21 protein-coding genes are annotated in these 23,608 nt (G+C 56.6%); 7 read left to right on the forward strand and 14 right to left on the reverse strand.

Features of this window, described 5'->3' with window-relative positions; translation table 11 throughout:
* Positions 1-29 precede the first annotated feature (29 nt).
* From SHIM_RS18735 to SHIM_RS18745, 3 genes are read left to right on the forward strand one after another with little or no spacing between them, the layout of a single operon-like run.
* Complete coding sequence (locus tag SHIM_RS18735; RefSeq protein WP_054004221.1) at positions 30-686, forward strand: Tim44/TimA family putative adaptor protein; 657 nt, start codon at positions 30-32, stop codon at positions 684-686.
* A complete protein-coding gene (gene mltA / locus SHIM_RS18740) occupies positions 683-1,720 on the forward strand; it encodes a murein transglycosylase A (RefSeq protein WP_054004222.1) in 1,038 nt (345 codons plus the stop codon). Before SHIM_RS18735 ends, mltA begins: the two co-directional genes overlap by 4 nt.
* Positions 1,717-2,295, forward strand: a complete 579-nt coding sequence (locus SHIM_RS18745) for a Smr/MutS family protein (RefSeq protein ID WP_054004223.1) — start codon at positions 1,717-1,719, stop codon at positions 2,293-2,295. Before mltA ends, SHIM_RS18745 begins: the two co-directional genes overlap by 4 nt.
* Here the strand turns inward: SHIM_RS18745 and SHIM_RS18750 are convergent.
* From SHIM_RS18750 to hslV, 5 genes are all read right to left on the reverse strand, one after another.
* Positions 2,292-3,518, reverse strand: a complete 1,227-nt coding sequence (locus SHIM_RS18750) for an MFS transporter (protein WP_054004224.1) — start codon at positions 3,516-3,518, stop codon at positions 2,292-2,294. The two genes, SHIM_RS18745 and SHIM_RS18750, sit on opposite strands and share 4 nt — an antisense overlap.
* Positions 3,515-4,567, reverse strand: coding sequence for an alpha/beta hydrolase (locus SHIM_RS18755; RefSeq protein WP_193749968.1), 1,053 nt, complete (start codon positions 4,565-4,567; stop codon positions 3,515-3,517). The genes SHIM_RS18750 and SHIM_RS18755 overlap by 4 nt, the downstream gene beginning before the upstream one ends.
* Before the next feature lie 122 nt (positions 4,568-4,689).
* Positions 4,690-6,000, reverse strand: a complete 1,311-nt coding sequence (gene hslU / locus SHIM_RS18760; RefSeq protein WP_054004226.1) for an ATP-dependent protease ATPase subunit HslU — start codon at positions 5,998-6,000, stop codon at positions 4,690-4,692.
* Complete coding sequence (locus SHIM_RS18765) at positions 5,997-7,031, reverse strand: aldo/keto reductase (RefSeq protein ID WP_054004227.1); 1,035 nt, start codon at positions 7,029-7,031, stop codon at positions 5,997-5,999. The genes hslU and SHIM_RS18765 overlap by 4 nt, the downstream gene beginning before the upstream one ends.
* Positions 7,028-7,585 carry an ATP-dependent protease subunit HslV gene (gene hslV, locus SHIM_RS18770; RefSeq protein ID WP_054004228.1) on the reverse strand — a complete coding sequence of 186 codons (558 nt, stop codon included), beginning with the start codon at positions 7,583-7,585 and terminating at the stop codon, positions 7,028-7,030. Before hslV ends, SHIM_RS18765 begins: the two co-directional genes overlap by 4 nt.
* 100 nt (positions 7,586-7,685) lie before the next feature.
* Between hslV and SHIM_RS18775 the strand changes: the two genes are divergently transcribed.
* A complete protein-coding gene (locus SHIM_RS18775; RefSeq protein ID WP_054004229.1) occupies positions 7,686-8,591 on the forward strand; it encodes a hypothetical protein in 906 nt (301 codons plus the stop codon).
* Positions 8,592-8,647: 56 nt separating this feature from the next.
* On the opposite strand, the gene trxA is transcribed toward SHIM_RS18775, so the two are convergent.
* The 8 genes from trxA to regB all read right to left on the reverse strand — a co-directional run bounded on the left by trxA (position 8,648) and on the right by regB (position 20,456).
* Complete coding sequence (gene trxA / locus SHIM_RS18780) at positions 8,648-8,968, reverse strand: thioredoxin (protein WP_054004230.1); 321 nt, start codon at positions 8,966-8,968, stop codon at positions 8,648-8,650.
* A 42-nt stretch (positions 8,969-9,010) separates the two neighbouring features.
* Positions 9,011-12,409: a double-strand break repair helicase AddA gene (gene addA / locus SHIM_RS18785; protein ID WP_054004231.1), complete on the reverse strand. Its 3,399-nt coding sequence runs from the start codon at positions 12,407-12,409 to the stop codon at positions 9,011-9,013.
* Positions 12,406-15,333, reverse strand: coding sequence for a double-strand break repair protein AddB (gene addB / locus SHIM_RS18790; RefSeq protein ID WP_054004232.1), 2,928 nt, complete (start codon positions 15,331-15,333; stop codon positions 12,406-12,408). The genes addA and addB overlap by 4 nt, the downstream gene beginning before the upstream one ends.
* On the reverse strand, positions 15,326-16,018 hold the full coding sequence (locus SHIM_RS18795; protein ID WP_054004233.1) for a nucleotidyltransferase family protein: 693 nt from the start codon (positions 16,016-16,018) through the stop codon (positions 15,326-15,328). Before SHIM_RS18795 ends, addB begins: the two co-directional genes overlap by 8 nt.
* Entirely contained in the window at positions 15,994-17,013 is a 1,020-nt protein-coding gene (locus tag SHIM_RS18800) for an aminoglycoside phosphotransferase family protein (RefSeq protein WP_054004234.1), read from the reverse strand. Before SHIM_RS18800 ends, SHIM_RS18795 begins: the two co-directional genes overlap by 25 nt.
* Positions 17,006-17,470 carry a tRNA (adenosine(37)-N6)-threonylcarbamoyltransferase complex ATPase subunit type 1 TsaE gene (tsaE, locus tag SHIM_RS18805; RefSeq protein ID WP_054004235.1) on the reverse strand — a complete coding sequence of 155 codons (465 nt, stop codon included), beginning with the start codon at positions 17,468-17,470 and terminating at the stop codon, positions 17,006-17,008. Before tsaE ends, SHIM_RS18800 begins: the two co-directional genes overlap by 8 nt.
* 37 nt (positions 17,471-17,507) lie before the next feature.
* Positions 17,508-18,935 (reverse strand): PAS-domain containing protein, encoded by a 1,428-nt coding sequence (locus SHIM_RS18810; RefSeq protein ID WP_152926612.1) that lies wholly within the window; start codon positions 18,933-18,935, stop codon positions 17,508-17,510.
* Positions 18,936-19,082: 147 nt separating this feature from the next.
* Complete coding sequence (gene regB, locus SHIM_RS18815; RefSeq protein ID WP_054004237.1) at positions 19,083-20,456, reverse strand: sensor histidine kinase RegB; 1,374 nt, start codon at positions 20,454-20,456, stop codon at positions 19,083-19,085.
* An 84-nt stretch (positions 20,457-20,540) separates the two neighbouring features.
* On the opposite strand from regB, the gene SHIM_RS18820 reads away from it, so the two are divergent.
* Positions 20,541-21,170 carry an SCO family protein gene (locus SHIM_RS18820; protein ID WP_054004238.1) on the forward strand — a complete coding sequence of 210 codons (630 nt, stop codon included), beginning with the start codon at positions 20,541-20,543 and terminating at the stop codon, positions 21,168-21,170.
* 69 nt (positions 21,171-21,239) lie between these two features.
* Positions 21,240-21,794: an ActR/PrrA/RegA family redox response regulator transcription factor gene (locus tag SHIM_RS18825; protein ID WP_054004239.1), complete on the forward strand. Its 555-nt coding sequence runs from the start codon at positions 21,240-21,242 to the stop codon at positions 21,792-21,794.
* Positions 21,795-21,958: 164 nt separating this feature from the next.
* Here SHIM_RS18825 and SHIM_RS18830 read toward each other — a convergent pair whose 3' ends face one another.
* Positions 21,959-23,005: a Glu/Leu/Phe/Val family dehydrogenase gene (locus tag SHIM_RS18830; protein ID WP_054004240.1), complete on the reverse strand. Its 1,047-nt coding sequence runs from the start codon at positions 23,003-23,005 to the stop codon at positions 21,959-21,961.
* 145 nt (positions 23,006-23,150) lie between these two features.
* On the opposite strand from SHIM_RS18830, the gene SHIM_RS18835 reads away from it, so the two are divergent.
* A complete protein-coding gene (locus tag SHIM_RS18835) occupies positions 23,151-23,606 on the forward strand; it encodes an Lrp/AsnC family transcriptional regulator (protein ID WP_054004241.1) in 456 nt (151 codons plus the stop codon).
* Positions 23,607-23,608: the final 2 nt, after the last annotated feature.

Below are 23,608 nucleotides of genomic sequence, written 5' to 3' on the forward strand. Positions count from 1 at the left end.
TCTGTTTAAATGCCCTTCACGAGGTTCCTATGAACTCACCCCTTTTCAGTCTTTTGGTTCTAGCCGGTATCGCCGTGTTTCTGATCCTGCGTTTGCGTAACGTTTTGGGTACCCGCGAGGGGTTTGAGCCGCCGCGCGAAGCCGCCGCTGCACCGCAACGGGGCGGACCTGCCCTTGAAGTTATCGAAGGCGGTCCGGATCAGGACATTCTGGATCATGCCGAAGAAGGTGGTGAATCCGCTATATCGTTGGCAAAAATGAAGTCTTTGGAACCAGACTTTGGTGTGAACGACTTTTTGCAAGGCGCACGGGGCGCCTATGAAATGATCCTAATGGCATTTGAACGCGGGGACATGGCGTCTATTCTGCCGTTCCTGAGCAAAGACGTATACGAGAGCTTTGCGCAGGTCGTTGACGGGCGCGAGGCTCAGGGTTTGAGCGTGGAAGCTGAATTTGTCGGCGTGCGCGAATTGGCGCTCAAATCCGCAAGTTTTGACGAAGAAACCCGCGAGGGTGAGATTTCCGTAAAATTTATCGGTGAATTGACGTCGGTTGTCCGCGACCGTGCCGGAGACATCGTGGAAGGCAACGAGGACCAGGTAAAGCGCCAAAAAGACATTTGGACTTTTTCGCGCGTCATGGGGTCGGATGATCCCAACTGGCAGCTTGTTGCCACGGGCGAATGATCCAGAGCATTCGGGCAGCACTCACCGCTGTCCTTGTGATGGCGGGAGGAGGCGCGGTGTCTGAGACATCGCTGCAAATATTATCGTATGACGATCTGAACGGGTGGGCTCAGGAAGACCATGAGGCCGCCCGACAGGTTTTTTTGAATACCTGTGGTGACTTTGACGCGCCAGATTGGCAAAGCGTCTGTTCAGCAGCGCGCGGCATCGGTAGTGCGCGCAAATTTTTCGAATTGTTGTTTCGACCTGTTTTGATTGAAGACGGCGCTGATCCGCTTTTTACCGGATACTTTGAGCCGGAGTTAACAGGCGCGCGCAGCCCTTACGGACAATACCGGTTTCCTGTCTATCGTATGCCGCCCGAAGTGCGCGGCGCCGGGCCGTGGATGACACGCCGTGAGATTGAAACCAGCGGTGCGTTGGCAGGGCGGGGCTTGGAAATTGCTTGGGTGGACGACTCGGTTGAGCTGTTTTTTCTGCAAATTCAGGGATCTGGCCGTATCCGTATGTCGGATGGGTCGACGGTGCGGGTCGGCTATGGCGGGTCCAACGGGCGCAATTATCGCTCGATCGGCGCCGAAATGGTGCGGCGCGGAATTTACAACCGTCATCAGGTGAGCGCTGAGGTGATCAAAAACTGGGTGCGGCGCAATCCGGTCGCCGGTGCCGAACTATTGCGTCACAACGACTCATTTGTGTTTTTCCGGGAAGTCAGTCGCGTGGCTGCGGACAAAGGTCCGCTTGGGGCGATGAACCGCTCGATCACTACGATGCGGACGGTGGCGGTTGACCCGAAGTTTACGCCGCTGGGTGCGCCCGTATGGGTCGAGAAAGACGGGGAAAATCCTTTGCGTCGGTTGATGATTGCGCAGGACACCGGGTCTGCGATCAAAGGTGCGCAGCGGGCCGATATCTTTTTTGGCACGGGCGATCTGGCAGGTAAGGCCGCAGGACGGTTGAAGGATCCGGGGCGGATGGTGGTGTTTCTGCCCATTCAACGCGCCTACGCGATGTTGCCGGAGTCGATCCTGTGAAACGCCGGCGTCTGACGGAAGAAGAAATGCAGCTGTGGCGCAAAGTGGCCAGCTCAGCGGAGCGGCTTTTGCCCGAAGCGCGCAGTATTGAAGTGTCCAAGTCAAAGCCCGTAGTGGAAAAGGCGAATGCGTCGCGCATCGGGTCGTTCGAAATTGGCGCCAAATCAAGCAGACCGAGCCGCACGCATGATTTGATGCCGTCAATTTCTGAGCGGATCGCCAAACAGCCGGTCCAGATGGACAAGAAGGCGTTCGGTCGGCTTAAGCGTGGCAAGTTGAAGCCTGAAGGCAAGATTGATTTACACGGTCTGACCGCGCAGCAGGCGCATGGCGCTTTGACCGGTTTCGTGATGCGGTCGCATTCAGAGGGCAAGCGGCTGGTCCTGGTGATCACAGGCAAAGGTAAAAGCAAGTTTGACGACAACCCCATTCCGACCCGACGGGGTGTCCTGAAACATCAAGTGCCTCAATGGTTGTCGTTACCGCCGCTGGCTGGCTGCGTGTTGCAAGTGGCAGAAGCCCATCAAAGCCACGGAGGCAGCGGCGCTTACTACGTCTATTTACGCCGCCACTAGGTGCGAGGAGCGATTGTTGCCGCATAGCGGGCCATTCCGGCACCGACAATCGCGCAGACAATCAAAAAGTATAGGGCAACGCCGATATATTGCTGCTCTAACCCCACGCCAAGATCGATTAGAGTGCCTGTGATGGCCGGACCAATGGCGGACCCAAGCACCATGACGGCGGCGGCGGCGGATTTGATCGCGCCAATGTGGCGTGTGCCGTAAAACTCGGCCCAAAACGCGGATACCAGCGGCCCGTTGGCACCGGCAGTGAGGCCCATCAATATCAAGCCGAAGAAAACGCCAAGGACCGAGTTGGCAACAGAGAACAGAACAAATGCCGCAACCAATGGCAATTGGAACCACGGCAGCAATTTGGCAGTGCCAAATCGATCAATCGCCCAGCCCGCCACCAGCATCGCGAGGATGCCCGTCAGCGTGAAAACAGGAAAAAAGGCGACCAACTCAAAGTGTTGCCAGCCTTTGATCTCAGCAAAAGGCACCTGTTGAAAGAAAAAGGCAGTGTTAAAGGCCGAGGGGCCTATCAGCGCCGGAACCATCACCCAGAACAACCCGTGTGACAGCGCTGCTCGACGGGTCCAGTGAAGGCCACCCATGCCCGCGACGTGTTGGGAGGCCGCCATGGATTTTGGAGTGCGTTCCTGATTTAGCAACCAAATCAGAGTTGGAATGCCTGCAAACACAACACAGGCCGCAATGATCCAGATGCTGCGCCATGTCTCGGCGCTGAGCACGGAAACCACGGCGATGGGGAGGATGGCCTCGCCAAAAGAAAAGCCTAGTCCAGCAATGGCCAATGCGCGGCCGCGAGTGGCGACAAACCAGCGGGCCATGGCGACAACTGCGATGTGGCTGAGCATGCCTTGCCCCGAAAAACGAAGGGCGAAGATCACAAATGGCAAGGTCCACGCCGCATGCGCGCCCGCCATCGCGAGGCAGGCCGCGATCAACAACGCGAGGACCACTGCCCCCAAAGAGCGTACGCGAAAATGGTCGGTCAAAACGCCTGCCCAGACCATCAAAACCGCGGAGGCCAGCGTGCCGGTGGCGTAAATATTTCCCCAAGCGCTGTGGCTTAGGTCATAGGCCGCGCGAATTTCGCCTGCGAAGAGTGAAATGAAAAACGTTTGTCCAAAGCAGGACAGAAACGTCAAAAGCATTCCAGGTATAAGCCAGCGCAGATTCTGGCGCAGAAATGCCAACGTGTCAGTCATAGCGGTCCTGGGTCATCGGTGGGAAAGAGCTCGATAGCCATGGTGTCGCCGATGACCTGCACGGTTTTTGTCAACGTGTTCAGCCCCGGTGTTTCCAGACTATCAATGAGACTTTCCGCAGATTTCTGATCTCGAAGCAGAGAGATCAAGGCCGGAGATTCTGCGAATAGATTGTGATTGTTGCTGTCTGACAGTGCAAAATTAGAGACGTCAATCAAACTGACGGGCAGACCGCCAAGCTGGGCTGGATCCGTGATCTGACCGAGACGTAGATCGGTCCCGTTGATGCGGCTGGACAGGCGCAGCGCGCGGTCTTCGCTTGTTGTCATCAAAAAAAACGGCTGTGGTAAAGATTGATATCTGGCAACACTGCGGTGGAAGACCTCGACGGGCATATCCGGCGCGATCAGAAGCACACTGTCCAAGTGGCGGTGCGACCAACCCGGTTTTTGAATTTCTATCTGGCGCAGCGTTTCGGTGATTAAAAGCGAGCCCCGCGAGTGACCGATCAGAGTTATTTGGTCCGGTCCGTGCTTGCCCAGAGACAGCAGAAGCGTTTCCAGATCGTCGCGCGCATAAAGCACACTTTCGTTGTCGTAGTTATACGCCAGCGCCCGCCCTGCGCTTGGCCAGCTGAACGTCACCAGTGGCCCGGGAATTGCGAAATCCTGTTTGATTTGAGCTGAGCGAAAAAGGGCATTCGCATGCGTGTTATAAAACCCGTGCACAAAGATAACGACTTCGTCTTGGGCGGCAGGTCGCTTGTGGGCGATGTCCCTGATTTCTCGAGAAAACGCGTCTACGGTGTCGAAATTGTGCTGATCCGCGAGTACATAGTGCTGTTCGAAATCGGGTTTGTTGCTGAGCTGTGGTGCTTCTCCGGGTTTTCGGTCGGATGGAAGGCTTATCGTTGCGCGTAGGTATACCGACGAGTCGCCGCGTGTCCGGTCAAAAAAGCCGGCCTCGTTTGTCCCTCGATTTGTGGCGATATAGACGTTCGTTTTTGCTGGAGACGCCATGGCCTCGGGGTAGATTGGCGTATAGACCACCGCTCCGCATGCGCTGAGAGTGGCTATCAGAAAAAAAAAGAAAAGAGCGCGCACAAAAAAGCCCCGGCGATGGTGTTCGCCGGGACTATGCCGCCAAATGCTGGTGGAGACCAGCCGCGTCGTCAAAGCACGTAGCGGCTGACGTCGGTTGATTTCGCGAGGCTACCGAGGTGTTTGTCGACAAATGCAGCGTCAACAGTAACCTCAAGGCCGGATTGGTCTGGTGCAGTAAAGCTCAGATCTTCGAACACGCGTTCCATAACAGTGTAAAGACGTCGCGCGCCGATGTTTTCGACCGATTGGTTGACCTCAGCCGCGATGCGGGCCAGCGCGTGAATGCCGTCATCGGTAAAAGCTACTGTGACTTCTTCGGTGCCCATCAATGCGGTGTATTGGCGGGTCAGCGCGTTGTCGGTTTCCGTCAAAATTCGCACAAAGTCGTCCTCGGTCAAGGCGCGCAGTTCAACACGGATCGGCAGACGACCTTGCAACTCGGGCAGAAGATCCGAAGGCTTTGCGATGTGGAAAGCGCCGGATGCGATAAACAGGATATGGTCGGTTTTCACGGCCCCGTATTTGGTCGAAACGGTGGTGCCTTCGATCAACGGAAGCAAGTCGCGCTGTACGCCTTCGCGGGATACATCCCCGCCGCGGGCTTCTTGACGGGCACAAACTTTGTCGATTTCGTCCAAGAACACGATGCCGTTCTGCTCAACGGCTTCCAGCGCCGCGCGGTTGACGGTTTCGTCGTCCAAAAGTTTGTCGGCCTCATCGGATATCAGCACTTCGTAGCTTTCGGCCACAGTCAGGGATTTGCGCGTGGTGCGCCCACCCATCGCTTTGCCAAAAATATCGCCGAGGTTCATCATGCCCATTTGGCCGCTGGGCTGACCGGGGATGTCGAACATGCCACCCATCGGATTGGATGTGTCGGCCAATTCCAGATCAATCACGGTGTCATCCAGCTCGCCGGTCTTGAGTTTTTTGCGGAACATTTCGCGCGTGCCTTCACGGGCGTCTTTGCCCGCAATGGCCTCGATCACACGTTCTTCTGCGGCAAGGTGTGCCTTGGCTTTCACGTCTTCGCGCATGTTTTCGCGGGTCTGCAAAATGGCGGCGTCCATCAAATCGCGGATGATCTGTTCAACGTCGCGGCCAACATAGCCAACTTCGGTGAATTTGGTCGCCTCGACCTTGATAAAGGGCGCGCGCGCCAATTTTGCCAAGCGGCGACTGATTTCGGTTTTGCCGACGCCGGTGGGGCCGATCATCAGGATGTTCTTGGGGTACACCTCGTCACGCAGATCATCGGACAGTTGCTTGCGCCGCCAGCGGTTGCGAAGGGCAACGGCTACGGCGCGCTTGGCATCACTTTGGCCGATGATGAAACGGTCGAGTTCGGAAACGATTTCGCGGGGGGTCAGATCGGTCACGACAGGGCCTTTGTGAATTGTTCGTCGGTCATCATGTCGTCAAACCATTCCGGATAACGACGGGCGGGGGCGGCAGCGGCATCAATTGCGGCCATTTCTGCCTCGGAGAGGGAGATATTGGCTGCGGCGATGCCGGTTTCAAGTTGGCTGATTTTGGAGGCGCCTAGGATCACCGTGTGATCGCGGCGCTTGTTCAAGATCCAGGCCTGCGCAATTTGTGCGGTGGACGCGTTGTGCGTTTCAGCGGCGGCGTTCATCGCAGTTAAAGCGGCGCCCGCCTGTTGTGGCGGCACTTGCAGGAAATCGCCTTCGGCCAGACGACCCTCGCCCTTTTCAAGATCAGCCGGGTCGTATTTTCCAGACAACAGCCCCCCCGACAAAGGCGACCATGCCATCAGCCCGACGCCCATTTCTTTGCCAAGTCTTAGAACGTCAACTTCGATGTCGCGGCCGACGGCGTTGTAGAGATATTGGCCGGCAATGAATTGTTGCATGCCATTGTCCCGTTGGAATTGGATCGCGCGGGCAAGTTGCCATGCTGGCCAATTGGACACGCCGATGTAGCGAACTTTGCCTGCATCAATCAACGTTTGCAGTGTGCGCAGAGTTTCTTCCATCGGAGTGGTGAAATCGGTTTTGTGCAACACAAGAAGGTCGATCCACTCGGTGCCAAGGCGCCGCAGGCTGCCTTCGACTGAGGAAATGATGTGGTTGCGCGACAGGCCCGCGTTGCCCAGCCGATCAGACTGGCGGAACCCAAATTTGGTGCAGATTACCGCCTGCTCACGTTTGCCCTTGAGGGTTTTGCCGAGGATGTCCTCGGCCTCGCCACCAGTGTAATCGTCGGCAGAGTCAAAAAAGTTCACGCCACGATCCAAGGCAAGATCAACCATGTTCTGCGCGTCACTTTGACCAACTTTTGCAACGCCGGGGATCCAATCGGAGCCATGCGTAAACGTCATCGTGCCCAGCAAAACGCGGGAAACCACGAGGCCGGAGTTGCCCAAACGGGTGTAGTTCATTTCAGTCATTTCTTGATCGTTTCCACAGTTAGGTTGCCGTTGGTGTAAACGCAAATATCGCTGGCGATTGCCATGGCTTTGCGTGCGACCTCTTCGGCGGAAAGATCGGTGTCCATCAGGGCGCGGCCTGCGGCCAGCGCGTAATTGCCGCCCGAGCCAATTGCGGTCACGTCATGTTCGGGTTCCAGAACGTCGCCGGCGCCGGTGATGACAAAGATGTCTTCACCGTCAGACACGATCAACATCGCTTCGAGCTTTTGCAGATATTTGTCGGTGCGCCAGTCCTTGGCCAACTCTACCGAAGCGCGGGCCAATTGGCCCGGCGTTGCTTCAAGCTTGGCTTCAAGACGCTCCAAAAGGGTAAAAGCATCAGCGGTGGAGCCGGCAAATCCAGAGACCACGTCATAGCCACCAGGCGAGAGGCGGCGCACCTTGCGGGCACTGCCCTTGATCACGGTTTGACCCAGTGAGACCTGACCGTCACCGGCAATCACAACCACGCCGTCCTTTTTGACGCCCATGATTGTTGTGCCGTGCCAACCGGGAAATTGATCGTCTGACATAAAACATTCCTCATTGTCTTGCGCCCTATATGAGCCTGCGTAGCGGTTGAGGCAAGGGCGGGACTTGCCCGTGCGCCGGCGAGCGCTTAGCGTCGCTTTTATGACCAGCGCACAGAAAGCCCGTTTCTATCTGCCCGAGGGGCTTCGACAAAGTGCCGAGGCAGGGGAGCACAATTTTCTGAACAAAGTGGCCCACGTGTTGCGTGATGCGGATTTCGAGGTGGTTTTCGAGCCGCCCAATATGGCCGATTCACGTCGTTCGGGGTACTCTCTGTTTCATATGGAGCGTCCGTTCACGCGCAAATCGGTGACTGTCCGGCGCAACTATTTTTATCCGTTCTGGCAGATTGAGCGCACGCATGAACGTTGGAACTGGGATGTGGCCAACGCGCGGTTTGACACAGATGGGATCGATCCAGACGAGGCGGTTCGATTTTATCGGTTCTGGCAGAAGCGACTGTATGATTCGCCGCTTCAAAACCTTGGACATGACGGGTTTGTCTATGTGCCTTTGCAGGGGAAATTGCTGGAAAAAAGATCGTTTCAGCATTGCAGCCCGGTTGAGATGATCGGTCATACATTGGCGCAAGAACCGAACCGCAAAGTGATCGCTGCGTTGCATCCCAAGGAGAGCTACACCGAAGAAGAGTTTGCGGTTTTGGAGCGTTTGGAAGCGGAATACAGCCAGCTTGAATTGCGCATGGGGGACATGGAGGCGCTTTTGTCGCGGTGCGATTATGTGGTGACGCAGAATTCCAGCGTGGCGTTCTCCGGCTTTTTCTTTGGCAAGCCGTGCGTGTTGTTCGGGCTGATTGATTTCCACCACATTGCCGCAAATGTGAGTTTGTTGGGTGTTGCCGAAGCTTTTTACGCTGCCCGCGCCGCTGCGCCGGAGTACGCGCTATATGTCTGGTGGTTCCTGCAGAAGATGTCGATCAATGCGGGTCGGCCTGAGGCCGAAGAACGCATTCGCGCAAGGCTTTTGGCGTTGGATTGGCCGGTTTAGGCAAGAAAAAAAGGCGCCCCGAACGGGACGCCTTTGGGTAGTCAATCTTACAAAGATCAGATCGAGTCGTCGATCCAGCTTTGCAGTGCTGCCTTAGGGGCTGCACCGCTTTTGTTGGACACAACGTTGCCGTCTTTGAAGATGAACAGCGCCGGGATGCCGCGCACACCCAAGGCAGCTGCTGCGCCCGGGTTGCTGTCGACGTCGACCTTGGCGATCTTCACCTTGCCGTCGTATTCGGCGGACAGCTCTTCGAGAGCGGGGCCGATTTGTTTACAAGGGCCGCACCATTCGGCCCAGAAATCGACGACCACAGGGACGTCGGAATTTTTGACTTCTTCATCGAAGGTGGCGTCGGTGACAGCGACGGTTGCCATTGGATATCTCCTGAAAGTGGGAAGCTTTTCGTTTGAGTGAAACTAGGTTTGCGGACCTGCGGCGTCAAGGTATCCTGTGGTTGCGAGTGCTTTTGTCACAAGATCGTGTGGTAGGGGCATGTAGGTCGCGGAGCGGGTCCACAGAATTCCGGTTTCAATTCGGTGGTTTGGATAGATCTGAGCGAGGCCGTGGGCATAAGCACCCATCTGCCGCAACAAACCTTCGGGGGCATGCGAGGGCGCTACCGGCACCGTGGCGTTGGTTTTAAAATCCACTGCCAGGACGCTGTCGGATGTGACAACCAATCTGTCGATGATGCCATGCAAGCGATGCTGGCCTAATGTTGCGGTGAGCGGAACTTCTGCGAGAGTTTGCCCGTCAAACAACCAGGACAGGTCAGCGGCACGCAAAACGCCCTTGGCCTCTGTAAGCAGACTTTCAAAGTCAGCCGGTCCACTTGGTGCCAGATCGTTCTGCAGAAGTGTTTTGGCCACGCCGGACCACTTTTCAGGGTCGTGATCTGGAAAGTGCTCCAGAAGCAGGTGGATTTGAGAGCCGCGCCGTAGGGCGGCCTCTTCGTCAAGCCCTGCGTCTCCGGGCAGGGCTTTCGCGCCGCCGAGGTTGGAAGGTGACAGCGCGATCTTGGTTGGGCGGGGGGCTGGCGCGTCGGTGGTCAGGATGTCTGGCAAATGGGTCTCAGTGGTTTCTGTATCCGTCTTTGGATGCGTTACCGGCCCGGACCAATCTCCATGATCGATCCGCAATCCCTCGCCGCCCGGCATTGGATTTGGCACTGCTCCGGATTTCTGCATGGCGGCATCGACAGTGTCATACCAGCTTTTGCCATCCTTCCCCAATTCGCCAGCGGCGGCCACAATCAACCATTTTTCGGCACGAGTCATGGCCACATAGAGCAAGCGCAACCGCTCCGCCTCGAGCTTCTCCGCCATTTGGTCGCGTGCAGCGTTCAAGCGGCTTGGGGACACATCCTTGGACACGTTCCACAACGCAATGTCGTCTACGTTGACAATCGGTGTATCGGTTCGGGTGATCCTGCGGCCGGTGTCCGGCATGATCACAATTGGCGCTTCGAGCCCTTTGGACCCATGCACCGTCATCACGCGTATGCGGTTCGAGGCGCTGTCCATTTGCCTCTTGATCTCCAGATCATCGGTTTCCATCCATTGCAGAAAACCGGTGAGGCTGGGCACGGATGATTTTTCGTAGGCCAATGCTTGGGACAAGAGCGCATTGATACCGTCCTCGGCTTCACCTCCCAAACGTGACAGCAATTTGCGCCGCCCTTCGTGGCGTGTCAGTACACGTTCGATCAGGTCATAGGGTCGTAAGAAATCCGCCTGTTTGCGGAGATCGTCCAGAATAGCCAGTGTGTCAGGAAATTCATCACGGCGTTTGCGCAGGGCCTCCCACAGGTGTTGTTTGGGAATGCGGCGGTGGGCAAGATCAAACAGCGCCTGTTCAGACCAGCCAAAAAGTGGTGAGCGCAGGATTGTTGCCAGTGACAGGTCGTCCTCGGGCGTTGCAAGAAAGCTCAGCAAAGCGCCCAGATCGCGTACGGCCATTTCCGCGCCAACCTTTAATCGGTCAGCGCCTGCAATCGCCAACCCTTCGGTTTTGCAGGCCCGGATGATTTCGTGAAACAGGTCTGAGCGACGCTGTACCAGAACGAGAAAGTCGCCTTCGCGCACCGGTCGCTGCGTAAAGATGTCATTTGTGCCTTTGGTGGCGGCAATGGTAGCGCCGGTGTCGATCATGCGCCTGATCTCACGGGCGAGGCGCTGGGCCAGAATGACAGTGTGGTGCGTGTCCGCCCGTCGGTCAACGGGATCAAACCAATCGTCTTTTTCCGGTTTGGGAGTCGGGTCGACCACTGGCCAAAGGTCAACCCGTCCCGGCATTTGATCGTGAAAAGCGATGTGGCGGTTTCCGTCCGGGAATCCCGCGTATTCACGGTTCTGGAAGGTTACATCCACAAGGTTCAGGATCGCAGGAGAAGACCGGAACGAGTATTCCAGACTCAAATTTTGCAGAGCATGACCGGAAGGTTCCAGCCTGTCCGAAAATTCGCCGCGCATTCGGTCAAATTCGGCCGGGTCTGCGCCCTGAAAGCTGTAAATCGACTGCTTTTTATCTCCCACGACAAAAATCGTACGGGTGATGTCGGACCGCGCGCCAGTCCCTGAGGTGAATTCCTGAGCAAGTCGTTCGATCACTTGCCATTGCGCGGGACTGGTATCTTGAGCCTCATCCACCAGAATGTGGTCGATACCACCGTCCAGCCGATACAGCACCCATTCGGCCACCGCAGGCTCATTCAAAAGTGAGCGGGCGCGCAGGATCAAGTCATCAAAATCAAGCCATCCACGCTGTTGCTTTTGGTGCTCGTAATGCTGGACAAAGGCGTGAGCAAACCCGTGAAGAGCAGCGCTTCGTTCAACAGCAGCCAGAGCTATCCGGTTTTCCCGCGCCGCTTCGACGCGCAACATCAAAGGTTGAAGTTTTTCGATCAGATCCGGATTGGCCGCCTGCAGTTTCTTGGTCGGAAAAGACCCTAACTTGGCGGAAAACGGCTCCTTGGCGCTTGCACCTGTGAGAAACACACCTTCCATCGTGGCAATGGCTGCTGGGTCATAGGTGGTGATGGTTTGAAGTTTGTCGGCGGCTTTGATGTCCGTGCTGCTGCCGGTGCGTAGCAAAGAGATAAGACTGTTGATCAGTTCCTCTTCTCCGCCAAGAAACACAGAGCTGAGAACCGACGAAGCGTCAAAGTTGGTGGGGAGTTCAAATATTTCACACAGTTCGCCGTACGATTTTGGAGTCCGGAACAGATCAGCTTTTCGGGTGATTTCACCAGTTAGGTCCTCGAGATCCTGTCCGGTGAAGTGAAAGGCGAGGGCTTCTATGAGCGGGGCCTGATTCCCGCGCGCCATGTCTTCGACAATCTCCTCACGCAGCAGCGCGGCGGCGCGGGTTTCCATTTCGGTGAACAAAGGCGAGACGCCCGCTTCAAGCGGAAAGCGGCGCAGAAGGGACGCGCAAAATGAGTGGATCGTCTGAATTTTCAGCCCACCAGGTGTTTCAATGGCGCGGGCAAACAGAGTGCGCGCCTCGGAGAGGTCTTTTGGCCCGGCCTGCGTGCTGGCGCCAAGTTCAGCGAGTTCATCGGTCAGCGCGGCGTCGCTTTTCATTGCCCAACTGCCAAGGCGGTCAAACAGACGGTTTTGCATCTCGCTGGCGGCGGCTTTGGTGTAGGTCAGGCACAAAATATGCTGAGGCATGACCCCTTGGAGCAACAGTCGCGCCACGCGGTCTGTTAGTACGCGGGTTTTTCCGGAGCCTGCGTTGGCCGATAACCAGGTGCTGGCGTCTGGCCTGGCTGCGATAATCTGTTGACGGGTGGCGTCGTTTACTTGGGTCATGTCAACGCCTCTGGTTCTGGATCATCGGTCGCGTCCCATTCGCCAAAGCGCGCCAACTGATCGTAGTCGCTTTCGTCCATGTCCGAACGCATCGCGCGCCGCGCTGTGAAGCCTTTGCCATCGGTGAGGTAGGCCCCAATCAGGCGGGTAAATTCTTCCCAGACGGTCTCGGTTGGTGTTTCGCCAAGCGGCGCGGGCTGATCCTTGGGTTTAGGGCCGAGACCGATATAGATTGCATCCGCCACGACGGCTGGATCGATATCTTTGAACGCGCCGCGCTCGGCCATTGCCGCCTCGAGCAGCAGCTGCTTGTCGAAGTAGGTTTGCTCATCCGCGCTGGGCGGGGCCCCGGTCTTGTAATCATAAAGGATCAGATCGCCTTCGGGGGTGCGGTCAAGCCGGTCGGCAGTGCCCGTCAGGGTAAAGTCGAGGTCATCAAGGTCGGCGCGGGCACCGACTTCGAATTCAATGGGTGTGGCACGCTGGCGGCGTTTGGCCTCCTCGGTGACTATGTGGTCCGCAATTCGATCTAGCCTTGCCTTCCAAAGCGCGCGCGCGGTGGGCCAGGGCACGTTTTGGGCAAGAACAGTCTCTGATATAGCCATCAGGCGTGCCCGTGTGACGAGCTGGTTCTCAGCCACGCTTTCCTTGATCAGCTGTTCCAGAATTTCGTGAACGATGATGCCGCGCAACAAAGCGTCAGGTGAGCGCATCAGCGGGTCAAGGGGTCGCAGGCGCAACACGTGCTTGGCGTAGACTGCATACGGATCGCGGATCAGACGTTTGATTTCTGTGACCGAAAGCCGCCGTGGCCGCGCCGCGGGAGGCGGTGTTGGCGATGGACGGGGCGCTGGTGGTGTTTCCGCGAATGTTTCAAGGGTATGGATGTGTTTGATCCAAACACGCCCTCTATTTCGCATATCTGCAAGTGCCTCTGGCCCGTTTTGGTCTGGAAGGCCTCCCAACAGATTGAGTAACCGATTGACCCATCGCGAGGGCACGGTTTCGGCTTCGTCTGAGCGGATGGCGCGCGTGATCCAGACCTCGGGTGCGCAGACAGCCTGTTGGAAATCATGCGCTGAAAGTCCGATGCGACGTTCCGGCAAAAGCAAACCAGCGTCGTGGCGCATTTTGCGATTTAGCCATGGATCAGGACTTGGAGCCTCAGGCCAACTGCCTTCGTTCAATCCGCCAAGAATTACCAAATCAGCACCTTGAACGCGGGCCTCGAGCGTACCCCAGATCAGAATATGGGGATGACCCTCGTCTCTGTCGCGCACTTCTTCTCGGGCCAGAACCGCGCCAAATAAATCGCTGTAATCGGCGGCCGTGATTGGGCCCGCGACATGTGCGTGTGTTCGCAAGTCTTCAATAACCTGTGCTGCCTTGCGGCCCGCCCCCTCGAGCCACAACCCGCCGGATCCGTCTGTTTGGCCGGCCGCAATTTCCTCGCTCAACGTGATGTGTGCGGCGAGACGCTCTGACAGGTTTAAAGTACCCGGCAGTTCCTTGGCGCAAAAAGTCGATATGACCCATTCGATCCAGTTTTTGTCAACGGAGTCTCTGGAAAGTGCGCAGGTCCTCAGGGTTTCCGGATCAGGATACGTCAGCGCCTGACGGCGTATCCAAAGCTCCAACTCACGGGTCCACAACAGATGTTTGCCGCGATCTTTGTCGCTGTGTGTCAGCGGGTGCTTGAGGAGGGTCAGAAGGGCTTCGGAGGTCAATTCCCGCTGAAACAGGGTCGAAACGTGGCGCAAAAACCGCCCGGGCGGCGACAATTGCAACGGCTGACCCGCGCTGTCATCGGGCACAATGCGCCAGCGATCCAATGCGGCGCTCACTTGGCGGGTCAACATCCGGTCAGGGCTAATTAAGGCGCAGATTTGCCCGTCTTCCGCCGATTTTCGCATCCGCGCCGCGATGGCGAGCGCTTCTTCGCGCTGAGTGGTTGCCTCGATCAAGGTAATTTCGCGTGTGGCCGTTTGCAGATCTCCGAGTTTTGGGCCTTCGGTTAGCCATTGATCGGTAACTGGTGCGGGGCGCATTGCCAGCGACACAAGTTGGTTGCGCGAGGGGTTTGGTGCGGAGCAAGGGTGCCATGGCGTGATTTGCGGCGGGGTGATTGACAGTGCGTCCATCAATTTTCGAAAGCGGAATTGTGGGTGATCTTCCGCCTCCAACGCGTCCGACATTTTCTGCCAAACGTTGGCTGGCATGTCGGTGTCAAAGCCCGGCAAAACAATAGCGCCTTGCGGTAGTTTTGCTACGGCCTGCATCAGCAGCATCATCGTGCCGCGAGACCCGGTGGACCCTGCGAGAATGACCGGATGCTGTGGCGGGACATCGGCCCATTTTTTGGCGAGCCGCTCAATCGTAAGACGTTGGCGGGCTTCCTGCCCCGGTGCCGCCTCCACGTCGTCAAGAAAATGGCGCGCGATTGCAAAGAAATGTTGCGCGCGGGCCCAGTGGCCCGACTGATCCGAGACATCAAGGGATTGGATTGCGTCTACGTCCACACCTTCGCCGGCCATTTCGTCAAACAAACCGGCAAGGCTGTCGGCGAGGTCGTAAATTGAGGCGCGGGCTGCAAGGTCTGGCTGTTGTTCAAGTAGGCGTGTGATCAGTTGGATCAGCTCAAAACGCTGTCGCAAAGGTGATACGGCGGGAGGCAAATCCGCCGCCGCATCACGGGAGAAATCGCCGAGCAGGCGAATGCGCGGCAAAAGCATTGCAGGCCCGTCATCAAACAACTTCGACACCCGTCGCGCCATGCGGGTTGTGTTCACAATCACCTCGACGCGGGCCATATCCTCGGGTGGACGATCCGCCATGCGGTGGCATATTCCATTGACCAAAACCTTGGGGAAATCCGCGCCCGGAGGGACGCCAAAGACGCGAGGGGGTTCGTCGAAATTAAACATCTGAGGCGCTCAGCATTTGTTCTGCGGACGTGATGCCGTCGGGGGACCCGACATCGCACCATTGCCCTGGATAGGGGACCCCGAACAGACGTCCCTTGGCAAGCATCTGGTTCCATAGGAGGTTTAGGGAGAACGCGTCTTCTTGGATGTTTTGCAAGCCGTCGGTTTTCAAGATCTGTACTCCTCCATAGATCACGCCGGGGCCGCGCGTGATGCGTCCGTCGGGTGCCAACGTGAAGTCCCCCTGCCCTTTATGTCCCAGCGCACTCTTTTGTGGAACGCAAACCAACAGCGCGTCCATTTCGGCCGGCCGCCAGGCGCTTAGGGCAATCTTGAACGGGTTCGGTCCCCGCCAGATCGCGTCAGTGTTTGACGTGAAGACAGGCCCGCGCCCCAAAAGTGGAAGCGCGGCGCGCAGGCCTCCGCCGGTTTCGAGAATGTCGGGCGATTCATGAGAGAGACACACATCCGATCCGTCAAAATGCGCGGCCATCTGATCGTGATGGTAGTGTGTGTTGGCGACAATCCTGTCAGGGCTGATGGCATACACATGGTCCAGTGTACGGTCGATCAACGCCCGCCCCTCGACCGGAATCAAAGGTTTGGGCGTGGACTGCGTTAACGCGCCCATTCGGGTGCCAAAACCGGCAGCAAAGAGCATTACAGCGTTTGGATTGTCGCGCATCTATTTTTCATCGACCTAAGGAAACTTGGGGTGGGTTCTGGCAAGACTTGGCGCAAAAGTTTGGAAACCGGTGCCAGCGCCGGATGGTCGAGGTCACGCAAGAGCAGTCGGTACACACGCAGAATAAGGTCCACATAATGTGGCTTGCCGAAATGAAGACAGAGGCGAGCAAACACGCCCAGGATACGCAAATTCCGCTGGGCCCCGAGAACGTGATATGCGGCGTCAAAATCGACGGCATCCGCGCCGGTTGACGCGCAATATCGCGCGATCATCGCGGTTTCGATCTCCGGCGGTACATCGCGGCGTGCGTCTTGCAGCAGTGACACAAGATCATAAGCTGGGTGCGCGCGCTTTGCGTCCTGAAAATCCAGCACGCCGACACGCGCGACGCCGTTTCTCTGTGGCAACCAGAGCAGGTTTTCGGCGTGATAATCCCGGTGCATGAACACGGTTGGCGGCGCGACGTGAAGGGGCAAAAGGGCGGAGAAGTGTGATTTGAACTCTGCAAAAGGGCTTTGCCAATCGGCGGTTCCGGCCATGGCGTACCAGCTGAAGGCGATGTCCGTCATATCGACCATGAGTGCGTTATCAAACGCATCCAGCTCGGGCGCTTGATGCGTATGAATGTGCACCAAAACATCTGTCGCACTTTCATAAAGAGGTATTTCGCGGGTCGGGTCATCGCTGATGATGCGCGCAAAAATGGCATCTCCAAGATCCTCGAGGATCAGGAAACCGTTGACCTGATCGACGTCGTAGATCTCTGGAGCAGAAAGGCCGATACCCCTGAGATAGCGCGCCAGAGTACAGAAAGGACGCACATCTTCGCCCTTGTCAGGAGGTGCGTCCATCAGAATTGCGGTCGCGCCGTCGGGCTTTGCGAGCCTGTCGTATCGGCGGTTGGAGGCATCGCCAGCCACCATTGCGCGGGTTGCGTTTCGCCACTCGGTTTTTGCCAAAAACTGGCCAAGAAGGTCAGCGCGTTCACTCATAAGACAAAGCACCCAAAACGGATTCCCAACGTGGTGTGGTATAGGTTGGTGTCAGGATGCGGGAGCCCGGTGTTTCGCCGAGAGCGAAGTTTAGGGTCAACGCGGTGTCGGGTCGTAACTCCGCAAGTCTGTCAGGCCACTCAACGAGGCAAATGGCGTCTTCAAAAGCGTCTATCAGCCCAAGTTCGACAATCTCGTCCGGTGACGTCAGACGATACAGATCGGTGTGCCAGAGCTCTGAGTGTTCTATTTCGTACATTTGTACAAGTGTGAACGTCGGCGACGGCACGTCTTCTGGAATTTTTAGAAGGGATTGAATCAGGCTGCGGGCAAAGTGGGTTTTTCCGGCGCCAATATCACCTTCCAGCAAGAGCACGTCGCCGACTTGCAGCTTTGCACCAAGCTGAACCGCGAGCGCGGCGGTTTCATCGGCAGAGGAGAGAAGAATTGGCGACATGGCGCCACACTACCTGCCCTGCCTGTGCCTGCAAGCCTCAAGCGGGCTGGGTGACGTCACGCGTGGCTGACCGGCGGAACCTCACCAGAGTTGCGCCGCCGGCGATCGGCGTGAGAGCGACATCGACTAAGCCAAATGTCCGCAGCGCCAGTGTGCCGGTCCAGATTTGACGTGTGCCCTTTGATAAAACTGCGCTTCTGAAATCCTGCCAAGCTGGCGTGTCACAGACCTCTGATGCCCAAAGGGTTGTCGCGTCATGGATTGTGTAGGGCGCAAAGCTGGTGTCCGGATCCGCCTTCCAGAAACTGCGATAAGCATGGTTGCATAGCAGGTGTTCTCCGGATTGAGAAAACAGCGCAACCGGGTCGTCGAGTGCATCCAGAGCGGCGTGTGCGATGTCGATGTCCGACCTGAAACGCCGTGTCAGGGACATTTCCGCCGAGATGTCATCAAACAGGATCGCGATTGCGCCGTCCGGTTGCGGGCGTCCGGTAACCCGGTAAGTTTTCCCAGATGGCAATTCCCATGTTTCGCAATACCCCCCCTGTTCCGCAGATCGTATGATGTCCGCGACGTGCTCTTGCCAGGGTTTAGAACTTTGAGGTTCCGGTGCAATTCGACTTTCTCGCAGGGCGTCAAAAAAAGCGGTGATTGTGGGGTGGTCCGACAATACGGAAGCAGGCAAGTCGGTAAGGGCTGTCAATGATGGGTTGAACAAGACCAACCGTCTGTTTCGATCGAATATCGCCAAGCCGGTCGGCAATTGTGCAAAGGTTTGCGAGAGCGTTTGGACGATGCTGCGTTGGGTCATTTCGGCGCTAACGATGGTATTTGCGTCGACGGCAAAAAACACGGTGCCATGTTTCAACGAAACCGCAGTGACATCGAACCAATAGGTCAAAGCCTCGGATTGTTGATCGATACCGACACGCCACGGGAGAGGTCCAGGTTTTTGGGCCGGGATGTCAAAAAGGTGAGGTGGTTTTTGCGCACGAACGTGCCCCAGGGACAAAGCAAAATTGTGATATGCGAAATTACACCAGGTGATTGCACCAGTGTTGTCGCAGATCCAAATCGGATAAGGCGCCCGCAAGGAGATCTCGGTTTCTATGGGTGGGCCGTCTATGTCAGAAATTTTTTGGCTAAGGATGGAAACACGTGCGACGTCCTGCCATTGGTCGATGGTGATAACACTTGTGTCTTGGGCATTTAGGGGTGCGAGAACGGTGGTTTCCTGATCTTGCACGGTGCCTTGATTTGCAGGGAAGTCCGGGAAGCGTTCCGCCAATAGTCGACGCAGGGCGCGCCAACTGTTTTCGCTTTTGCCTTGGCCTGCCAACAGCCTTAGTCCGGCGGCATTCGCCTCAACCATGACCCCATTTCTGTAAATAAAAATGGCTTCGTCGCCTGAAATTTCGGCTTTGCCGTGCCGATGCTTGCGTGCGTAATATGTTGCCGCAGCCACAGCAGCAACCAGACCGCAGGCTCCCAAAATAACAGAAAAAAAATATATACTCGAATCAAACAAAGCAAATCCCCAACATTGGAGCGCCGGTTAAGCTTTGCGTGAGGTTGGTTAACAGCACGTTAACGGTGCGGAACCGGTCACAGACTATGCTTCGACACGCGGGTTCTGCCCAAGGGAGCCGCTGGATGCGTTGGCATCGAATTTTGAGCGGAGCCAAACCACCTCAACGATGGCGCCCAAACCATCTTCCTTGTGGCCCATTTCCTCGTTTGTGCCGTTTGCGAAACTCAGTTCGGCACCGGTACGTTCGAGCAAAGTTTTGGCAATGAAAAGGCCCAAGCCCATGCCTTCGTACCCGGGGCGCTGCGACCGTTCTTTTTCTGAGCGTCGGCGGCGTATAAAAGGGTCGCCAATGCGGCCAATGAGGTGCGGTGGAAAGCCTTTGCCGTCATCCATAATTCGAACAAACAACCGTTCTTCGTCCCATTCGGTTTCGATCCAGACGGTGGTGCGTGCAAAATCAACCGCGTTTTGAATCAGGTTGCGCAATCCGTGCACGATCTCTGCGGGTCTTGGGATTTCCGGGCCATCGACCAAGCCTAGGTGCTCGAAAAAGATGGCCTTACCTCGGTCCAAATGGGGCTCTGCGGCTTCCTCGATCACGGCGGAAAACGGCGCGCGGCGCAAGTGCAGGTCGTCCTTCCCTGCCCGTCCCATTGAGCGCAAAATATCACGACAGCGATCAGCCTGTTCGCGGATCAAGGCGGCGTCGTCGCGCAGCTCCGGGTTGTCGTCCAGTTCCTCCATCAGCTCGGAGCTGGTCAATTTGATCGTGGCCAGCGGAGTGCCAAGCTCATGAGCGGCAGCAGCCACAACACCCCCCAGATCGGTGAGTTTTTGTTCGCGGGCCAAAGCCATTTGGGTGGCGGCCAAAGCATCCGCCATCGAAGACATCTCGGTTACTACGCGACGTGAATAAAGCGATGAAAACAGGATGGCGATGACGATGGCGCCCCAGTTTCCATATAGAAATACATCAGGAATGCGCAGGATGAAGAACTCCTGCATGCGCAAAGGCAGATGAAAATTCAAAAGCAATGTGACCATCGCAATGGCAAGCGTCGCGACGATCAACGTGGATCGCACAGAAAGAACCAAAGCGGAGACGGTAACAGGACCAACGACTAGGAAAGAGAAAGGATTGTTCAGGCCTCCGGTTAAGAACAGCAAAAAACCGAGTTGCAGGATGTCAAACAGGATCATGAACATGTTTTCGGTTTCGCTGAGCAGCTTGTTTTCCGGAAACACAAAAAGCGCGACAAGGTTGCCGATGACGGACACGCCGACAGCCAGGTAACAAAGGCCGTACTCGATTTCGAGGCCAAACCCGAATTGCGCTACCAGAAGGGCCGACACCTGTCCAACGATGGCGATCCAACGTACCAGTATGATCGTGCGCAAGCGGATCCAATTGCCGCGTCGGTCACTGGACAGAAGCTCGGTCGAGAAATCGGTCATTTGGCGTGTTTTTCCCTTGAGTTCGCGTTTACAATTGTTAGGTCTCTGACACTCATCAATCAACTTGGCATTAGGAATGGTTTTATGATGCGTACATTAGCAGCGGTGGCTGTATTTGTGGTGATCCTTGCTTTGGGCGGGATGTGGTTCGTGTCACAAACAAATTCCGATGACGATCAGTTCGCGCAATGTCGTCAAAGTCAGGTCGCAGGTGGGGCAGGTGCAATTGGTGGGCCATTCACCCTTGTGGATGGGGATGGCAACACCGTTACGGATGCGGACGTGCTCACTGAGCCGACGTTGATTTATTTCGGCTATACCTACTGCCCAGATATCTGCCCGCTAGACGCAACCCGAAATGCTGAGGCGATGGATCTTCTTGAAGAAGCAGGGAAAATCGTCAACGGCGCCTTTATCAGCATTGATCCGGTGCGTGATACGCCGGACGTGATCAAGGAATACACGGGATACCTGCATCCTCGTATGATTGGTCTGACCGGGTCGGCAGAGCAGGTCAAGGCAGCAAGCCAAGCCTATCGCACGTATTACAAAAAACAGCTGCCTGAGGATGGCGACGAGGAGTTCTACCTCGTGGATCATTCGACCTTCAGCTATCTTACCCTGCCGGGGTATGGGTTCGTGGAATACTTCCGCCGAGACACAACGCCAGAGGATATGGCCAAACGCGTTGGCTGTTTTGTTGATAATATGTAGCAGTCGCTGTGTTTGACCCTTTTTGTCTGTCCGGCTAATACTGGATAAATACTGAAGGGAAGAGGCAAAATGGCGGACAAAGAGCTGCCGGAGATCGGGCCGGACAAAACACTACTTCTCGTTGATGATGACGAGCCGTTTCTGAGACGGCTGGCTAAGGCCATGGAAAAACGGGGTTTTGAAGTCGAAACAGCCGGTTCCGTTGCTGCTGGCAAGGCGATTGCGACTGCAAGGCCACCAGCCTATGCGGTGGTTGATCTTCGACTGGAGGACGGCAACGGGCTTGATGTTGTTGAAGTTCTTCGGGAGAAACGTGAAGGCAGCCGAGTGGTGGTGCTGACTGGATATGGGGCCATCGCGACAGCCGTGGCTGCGGTCAAGATCGGCGCGACGGATTACCTGAGCAAACCTGCAGATGCGACGGATATCATGCATGCGCTGCTGAGCTCGGATGATGAATTGCCGCCTCCGCCAGAAAACCCGATGAGCGCGGATCGCGTGCGTTGGGAGCACATCCAGCGGGTTTATGAACTGTGTGATCGCAACGTGTCGGAGACTGCGCGGCGGTTGAACATGCACCGCCGGACGCTGCAGCGCATTTTGGCAAAACGCAGCCCGCGTTAAGGCAAAAACCGCTGTCTGCAATGCGTCGGTATTGCGTCTGTAACGCGTAGGTGCGGTTTTCACTGCCATCGAAAAGAAAACCCGGCCCCAAAAGAGGCCGGGATAGGAAGCCCGCGAAACGGGCGAGGCTGGCACTTCGCGCGGCGCCAGCTGCTATTTGAAAATTAGGCCGCCCTAGAGGCGAGCATTTCATCGACAATCGACGTAGCCACAGCGTCCGGGCTGCAGTTCATCTGTTTGGCGCGGGTCAGCATCGCGTCCAGAGTGATGTCGAGCGTGGCGAGTTTTTCGTCGACATAACCGGCGCGGTCGTCGATTTCGAGGATCTCGGATGCGACATTGATGATGCCGCCAGCGTTGGCGACAAAATCAGGTGCATAAAGAATACCGCGTGCATGCAGGCGGTCGCCATCCTCGGGGGTGGCGAGCTGGTTGTTGGCCCCTCCACAGACAGCACCGACGTTGAGCGCGGCAATCGATGCCTCGTTCAGGATTGCACCGATGGCACAGGGCGCAAAAATGTCAGCTTTGGCGGTGAGGATACCGTCGGCTGTGGCGATTTCGGCGTCGAATTTTTCGCGCATCTGCTGAACGCGTTTTTGGTCGAGGTCGGCCACAATCAGTTTTGCACCCGCATCATGAAGGTATTGGCACAAGTATCCGCCGACGTGACCCAAGCCCTGCACGGACACAGTGCGTCCGGTCAGGTCATCTTTTCCAAACCGATGACGGGACGTGGTTTTGATTGAATTGAAGATGCCGCGCGCGGTGATGGGCGAAGGATCGCCCGACGCATGGCTGCCGTTGGGCAGGCCGGCGACAAATCTAGTTTCCTGCGTCATCAGTTCCATGTCGGCGGGGCTCATGCCCATGTCCTCGGCGCTCCAGTAGCGGCCTTTGAGGGACTCCACAGCGCGGGCGAACGACAACAGTTGCGCGGGAGTCTTTTGCGAGGCGTCGCCCATAATAACGGCCTTGCCACCACCAAGCGGCAGGCCGGCAGCTGCGTTTTTGTAGGTCATGCCGCGGCTGAGGCGCAGGGTGTCGGTCAGAGCAGCGTCTTCGCTGGCGTAGGGACGCATGCGCAGCCCGCCGGCTGCGGGGCCAAGGTGGGTGGAATGCACCGCGATAAAACCGGTTAGGCCGATTTCGGCGTCGTGAACGCGCAAAACAATTTCGTGAGATGGGGTCTGAACAGGGGTGATGCGCATCTGCGGTTTCCTTTGGTCATCCTGGTCGCGAAGTTGAGAGAATTTGGCACAGGTGTGATGGAGGTTTTCACCAAATTTCCAACATGTGTGTGGCGATTGTTGGTGGAAAGGGCTAATTTCAGGGCGAAAAATAGAGGAATCATCTATGGATGCGATTGATCGCAAAATTCTGAGGGCGCTTCAGGATGACGGACGGATGAAACTGTCTGATCTGGCTGAGTCCGTTGGTCTGTCGGCCACGCCATGCGCGCGGCGTTTGGAAAAGCTGCAGGCCGACGGGGTGATCACCGGCTATGGCGCGCGGGTTGATGCCCGCAAGGTGGGTTTGCCGGTAACGATCTTTGTATCGGTAGAGCTGGAGAAGCAGGGATCAGAGGCGATCGAAGCCTTTGAGCGGGCGATACGGCCGTTGGGCGAGGTGATGGAGTGCTATTTGATGAGCGGATCACGCGATATTCTGTTGCGCGTGGTGGCGGCAGATCTGGATGCGTTTGATGCGTTTCTTGAACACCGCCTGATGGCGATCAAAGGCATTCGCAACATGCGGTCCAATTTTGCCCTTCGGGCAATGGTGCAGCGGGATGTGTTGCCCAGCGCCTGAGC

The organism is Shimia sp. SK013 (assembly GCF_001292625.1).
In the GTDB taxonomy this organism is placed as follows: Bacteria; Pseudomonadota; Alphaproteobacteria; order Rhodobacterales; family Rhodobacteraceae; genus Shimia.

Excerpts from the sequence above, each read along its gene's own strand:
- SHIM_RS18800 (WP_054004234.1), bottom strand. The coding sequence starts at position 17,013 with ATGAGTGAACGCGCTGACCTTCTTGGCCAGTTTTTGGCAAAAACCGAG.
- SHIM_RS18735 (WP_054004221.1), top strand. The coding sequence starts at position 30 with ATGAACTCACCCCTTTTCAGTCTTTTGGTTCTAGCCGGTATCGCCGTG.
- SHIM_RS18820 (WP_054004238.1), top strand. The coding sequence starts at position 20,541 with ATGATGCGTACATTAGCAGCGGTGGCTGTATTTGTGGTGATCCTTGCT.
- SHIM_RS18795 (WP_054004233.1), bottom strand. The coding sequence starts at position 16,018 with ATGCGCGACAATCCAAACGCTGTAATGCTCTTTGCTGCCGGTTTTGGC.
- regB (WP_054004237.1), bottom strand. The coding sequence starts at position 20,456 with ATGACCGATTTCTCGACCGAGCTTCTGTCCAGTGACCGACGCGGCAAT.
- SHIM_RS18825 (WP_054004239.1), top strand. The coding sequence starts at position 21,240 with ATGGCGGACAAAGAGCTGCCGGAGATCGGGCCGGACAAAACACTACTT.
- addB (WP_054004232.1), bottom strand. The coding sequence starts at position 15,333 with ATGTTTAATTTCGACGAACCCCCTCGCGTCTTTGGCGTCCCTCCGGGC.
- trxA (WP_054004230.1), bottom strand. The coding sequence starts at position 8,968 with ATGGCAACCGTCGCTGTCACCGACGCCACCTTCGATGAAGAAGTCAAA.
- SHIM_RS18765 (WP_054004227.1), bottom strand. The coding sequence starts at position 7,031 with ATGACTGAAATGAACTACACCCGTTTGGGCAACTCCGGCCTCGTGGTT.
- SHIM_RS18830 (WP_054004240.1), bottom strand. The coding sequence starts at position 23,005 with ATGCGCATCACCCCTGTTCAGACCCCATCTCACGAAATTGTTTTGCGC.
- mltA (WP_054004222.1), top strand. The coding sequence starts at position 683 with ATGATCCAGAGCATTCGGGCAGCACTCACCGCTGTCCTTGTGATGGCG.
- SHIM_RS18835 (WP_054004241.1), top strand. The coding sequence starts at position 23,151 with ATGGATGCGATTGATCGCAAAATTCTGAGGGCGCTTCAGGATGACGGA.
- addA (WP_054004231.1), bottom strand. The coding sequence starts at position 12,409 with ATGACCCAAGTAAACGACGCCACCCGTCAACAGATTATCGCAGCCAGG.
- hslV (WP_054004228.1), bottom strand. The coding sequence starts at position 7,585 with ATGTCAGACGATCAATTTCCCGGTTGGCACGGCACAACAATCATGGGC.
- SHIM_RS18775 (WP_054004229.1), top strand. The coding sequence starts at position 7,686 with ATGACCAGCGCACAGAAAGCCCGTTTCTATCTGCCCGAGGGGCTTCGA.
- tsaE (WP_054004235.1), bottom strand. The coding sequence starts at position 17,470 with ATGTCGCCAATTCTTCTCTCCTCTGCCGATGAAACCGCCGCGCTCGCG.
- SHIM_RS18750 (WP_054004224.1), bottom strand. The coding sequence starts at position 3,518 with ATGACTGACACGTTGGCATTTCTGCGCCAGAATCTGCGCTGGCTTATA.